The organism is Pseudoalteromonas sp. S2755, from assembly GCF_005886535.1.
Lineage (GTDB): Bacteria > Pseudomonadota > Gammaproteobacteria > Enterobacterales > Alteromonadaceae > Pseudoalteromonas.
In genome coordinates, this window is the sequence record NZ_PNDS01000211.1 from 1 (window position 1) to 410 (window position 410).

Annotated in this window: 1 protein-coding gene; it reads right to left on the reverse strand. The window is 40.2% G+C overall.

From position 1 onward, the window contains the following. Positions 1-202 precede the first annotated feature (202 nt). Positions 203-410 (reverse strand): dual-action ribosomal maturation protein DarP (locus tag CWC03_RS22825; protein ID WP_138583794.1); only part of this gene is annotated, 208 nt, incomplete at its 5' end.

Below are 410 nucleotides of genomic sequence, written 5' to 3' on the forward strand. Positions count from 1 at the left end.
AAAAAAAGGGCAGCGCTTGATTAGTATTTCTACTGTGTTCTCGCCTGACTCACATAGAATAACTATGCTACGCAGGCTCTGCCTTGTATAAATACCAATCAAACTGCTGCAAAAACAAACTTGAAAGGTAAACAGGCCCTAATCATAAGCAAAAAGGCGCATCAGCGCCTTTTTGGGTTGTGCCAGAACAACAATAATAGAGTTAAGGCATAATGGCTTCTTTTAAATACTGAAATAGTTCTTTGTAGGCTTTGCCTGGCTTCTCAGCTTTTACTTCTTTACTTGCTTGGCGCGCCATCTGGCGCATTTTTTGACGCTCAAGTTCAGGATACTTATCCAATAGCTCATTAATCTTGCTATCTCCTTTGGCAATCACTTCATCGCGAATAAGCTCAATCTTATTCAGCAAT